Source organism: Litorimonas sp. (genome assembly GCA_029936425.1).
GTDB lineage: Bacteria > Pseudomonadota > Alphaproteobacteria > Caulobacterales > Maricaulaceae > Litorimonas.
In genome coordinates this window covers 1-1182 of record JAPYSU010000146.1, presented here as the reverse complement: position 1 = coordinate 1182, position 1182 = coordinate 1, and the positions used below count along the sequence as shown (strand labels likewise).

At 38.8% G+C, this 1182-nt stretch carries 1 protein-coding gene; it reads left to right on the top strand.

Annotated features, from left to right (window positions below; genetic code table 11):
* Positions 1-59 precede the first annotated feature (59 nt).
* The coding region (locus tag ACN0IC_RS15620; RefSeq protein WP_416879669.1) for a hypothetical protein at positions 60-1182 on the top strand (1123 nt) is incomplete at its 3' end.

Here is a 1182-nt window from a genome sequence, read left to right as displayed (position 1 = left end):
CCCAAAGTTTCATAAATGCATTCGTGTCGATTTGCAATAAACAATGTTGCAGTCCTTCAGTGATTTGGGCAGACGCTGGGTCCAACATTCAGGCCGCGATTAAAAGGAAACAAGGTATTTCGCGCGCCGAAGGCCAGGCGGACGCCGCCGAAGGCAAAAATGAGCAAAAAATTGATTTGGAGCAAAGTATAGGCCTTGGAAATATGCCAAAAGCTGAACTACAGAAGATTTCTGATTGGTTATTGCTCCATGGCATAAGGGCTCATACTGCCAGTAGCAAAAACTTATGGCAAGCATCAATAGAGCCAAAAATCAAGATTTTCAAAAGAATAATGAAGACAATTGATAATCACCAACCCCTTGGTTTGACTGATTTTGTTCATATGATGGAATATGCCCTATGTAAGATGAACAATGCACCACTATATTTGTATAGAGCCAAATTTGGCAGCTTTGGAGACCAGATCAGCCCAGCTATGTTAATAGGCAGAAAAAGTGCCATCCAGAAAAGAGCTGTAGTTGATTTGCCAAAGATGACAAAATTGGCTCAGATGTCACATTTTTACAAGAAAAGATATGAAGGAATTCTGGCACTAAGAGAATTAGTGGACAAAACTTTAAACCACTATTATGTGCACATCTTGAGAAATTTAAAATTGGACAGATATCCAGAAAAATCAGATCTTGTTAAAATAGGTGCTTTAGTTAGGTTGGTGGACAAAGAAAGTAGCTCTGGAGTACCACAGTTGGCAAAAATTGTAAAAATCACTAGTCCTTATAATGTAGAAATTGAGTACTATACTGAAACAGGAAGGAAAGTAAAAACTACCAGGCCTGTGATAGGTTTAACACTGGTGACAGACCAGATTGAAAATAGTATCCATGAGGACCAGACTTTTGCTGATGTGTTAAACTCTGAAATTTTGGACATTTTGGAGGACTGGAAAAATGAAGAAAAGTTAAATCAACCTTCAAAATTTTTACCTAGTATTACAAATCCAACTGCAGAAAAGTCAAATCTACCTTCAATTATTTTACCTTGTATTAAAGACCCGGCATATAATGCCCAGAATTTTGAACTCCAAAATCACCAAATGCATGAACAGGCTGTGTGTGATGGTGGTAGTAGTGTCTGTGAGGTTGCCTGCCTGCAGCCCCCACACAGTTCATTGACCCAACACT